Source organism: Novosphingobium sp. YAF33 (genome assembly GCF_052113265.1).
GTDB lineage: Bacteria > Pseudomonadota > Alphaproteobacteria > Sphingomonadales > Sphingomonadaceae > Novosphingobium.
This window is the reverse complement of sequence record NZ_JBFRCW010000038.1, coordinates 1-2,595: the sequence shown is the minus strand read 5'-3', so window position 1 is coordinate 2,595 and position 2,595 is coordinate 1. Positions and strand designations below refer to the sequence as shown.

Annotated in this window: 2 protein-coding genes; both read left to right on the top strand. The window is 61.2% G+C overall.

All coding sequences use genetic code 11. From position 1 onward, the window contains the following. The first annotated feature begins 99 nt into the window (after nucleotides 1-99). Nucleotides 100-1,620, top strand: a complete 1,521-nt coding sequence (gene istA, locus AB4Z00_RS26460; protein WP_442047891.1) for an IS21 family transposase — start codon at nucleotides 100-102, stop codon at nucleotides 1,618-1,620. A gap of 11 nt (nucleotides 1,621-1,631) precedes the next feature. After that, nucleotides 1,632-2,438, top strand: a complete 807-nt coding sequence (gene istB / locus AB4Z00_RS26455; RefSeq protein ID WP_442047892.1) for an IS21-like element helper ATPase IstB — start codon at nucleotides 1,632-1,634, stop codon at nucleotides 2,436-2,438. The last annotated feature ends 157 nt before the right edge of the window (nucleotides 2,439-2,595 follow it).

The following is a 2,595-nucleotide window of genomic DNA, read 5'->3' as shown; positions in this document are numbered from 1 at the left end:
TGAGAACACCGGTAATAAAAGGGGCCATCCGTCGGCTGAGAGCACCGGGATAAAAAGGGGCCAGTCCTGCTAACCTCCGTTTTTGGGCGGAGGAGAAGGATGAAGAGAGTGGAGCTTTATCAGAAGGTCCGGCGTGCGGTGATGATCGACGGGATGAGCCGTCGGGGTGCTGCGCGTTATTTTGGCGTCAACCGCAAGACGGTGGACAAGATGCTGACCTTTCCGGAACCGCCGCAGCACGGGCGGTCGGGTAGGAGCTACAGCCGCAAGCTTGCGGAGTTCACCGAGATCATTGACCGGATACTGGTTGAGGATCGCACGGTGCATTTCAAGCAGCGCCATACGGCGTTTCGGATATTCGAGCGGCTTCGCGATGAGCACGGGTATGCTGGCGGCATCACGATTGTCCGCGATTATGTGGCGAGCGCAAAGCTCCACAGCCGCGAGGCGTTCATTCCGCTAAGCCACAAGCCGGGTCACGCCCAGGTGGACTTTGGCGAGGCGGACGGGATCATCGGCGGCAAGTTGCTGCGATTTCACTATTTCTGCATGGATTTACCGCACAGCGATGCGCCGTTTGTCAAAGCGTATCCGGCCGAAGTAGCCGAGGCTTTTTGTGAAGGCCATGTGGCGGCGTTCGCCTTCTTCGGCGGCATCCCGCAGTCCATCCTGTACGATAACACCAAGCTGGCCGTGGCGCAGATCCTGGGCGACGGGAAGCGTGAACGTAGCCGGATGTTTTCCACTCTGCAGAGCCATTACCTGTTCGAGGACAAGTTTGGTCGCCCTGGCAAGGGCAATGACAAAGGCAAGGTCGAGGGATTGGTTGGCTATGTTCGGCGTCACTTCATGGTGCCGATGCCGGTGGCCGAGAGCTTTGATGCGATGAACGCTCGCTTTCTCGAACAATGCGTGGAACGCCGTCAAGCTGTGCTGCGCGGGAATGAGCAGAGCATAGCGACAAGGATGGAGGCAGACCTGGCGGCATTCATGGCGTTGCCGGCGACTGCGTTCGATCCGTGCCATATGGTGACGGGCCGTGCCTCGTCGATGTCGCTCGTGCGCTACCGCACCAATGATTACTCGGTGCCGACCGCCTACGCCCACCAGGAGGTGGTGATAAAAGGCTATGTCGAGAGGGTTGAGGTGATCTGCGGCGGGGAACGGATTGCGGTGCACCCGCGCAGCTATGAACGCGAAGACTTCATCCCCAATCCGCTGCATTATCTGGCGCTACTGGAGCGCAAGCCACGCGCGCTGGATCAGGCTGCGCCGCTGGATGGCTGGGTGCTGGCCGAACCGATGCACCGTATCCGTCGTTTGATGGAGGCCCGCAGCGGCAAAGAAGGTCGACGTGAGTTCATTCAGGTGCTGCGCCTATGTGAGAAATTCGAGCAAACCCTTGTCGAATGGGCAGTGGCGCGGGCGCTGGAGATGGGGGCGATCAGCTTTGATGCAGTGAAGATGATTGCGCTGGCACGCCTTGAGCAGCGCCCCCCGCGTCTGGATCTGGAGCTCTATCCGCATCTGCCTCGCGCCCATGTTGGGCGAACCAATCCACGCAGTTATCTGGGCCTGCTGTCCGGGACGACTGCTTCGGCTCCTGGAGCGGCAGCATGACCGAGAACCTGATGCCGCTGCCCGCCATGGAGCAGGCTTCGACCAGCGTGCCGCCAGCGGTGCTGCTGGCCAACCACCTCAAGGCACTGAAGCTGCCGACCTTCGTGCGTGAGCACGAGAAAGTCGCCCTGGAGGCCGCGCAGGACCGCGCCGATTATGCGCGCTATCTACTGCGCCTGTGCGAACTCGAGCGGATCGATCGCGAACGCCGGATGGTCGAGCGCCGCATCCGCATGGCCAGATTCCCGCACACCAAGAGCTTCGACACCTTCGATTTTGCAGCCCAGCCTTCGCTGAACAAGGCGCTTGTGCTGGAACTGGCACGCGGGGAATGGATCGAGCGGCGGCGCAATGTCATCGCGCTCGGGCCGAGCGGCACCGGCAAGACGCACGCCGCCCTGGCACTGGGCCTTGCCGCCTGCCAGAAAGGGCTCAGCGTAGCATTCACTACAGCGGCAGCGCTGGTGCATGACCTCATGGAAGCCAGGGACGAACGCCGATTACGCACCCTTCAGAAGCATCTGGCTTCGGTAAAGCTGCTGATCCTCGATGAGCTGGGCTACGTGCCGTTCACGGCCGTTGGCGGCGAGTTGCTGTTCGAGGTGCTCAGCCAGCGCTACGAACGCGGCAGCACGCTCATAACCAGCAACCTGCCGTTCGACGAATGGACATCAGTGTTCGGCTCCGAGCGCCTCACCGGCGCCCTGCTCGACCGCCTGACCCATCACGTCCACATCCTCGAGATGAACGGCGAGAGCTTCCGGCTCGCCAGCAGCCGCAAGCGCCAGAAGGACAAGGAGAGCAGCAAGATGCCTTAATCAAAAACGGCTATCGGCAGCGGGAAATCGGCTTCCGCTCCGCTACAGCCGCTTCCCCGCTGCCGATAGTGCCCAGCCTCAATCCGAGGCTGTTTGACTGAACCAACTGGCCCCTTTTTAAACCGGTGCCTGGCCCCATTTTATACCGGCGTTGACA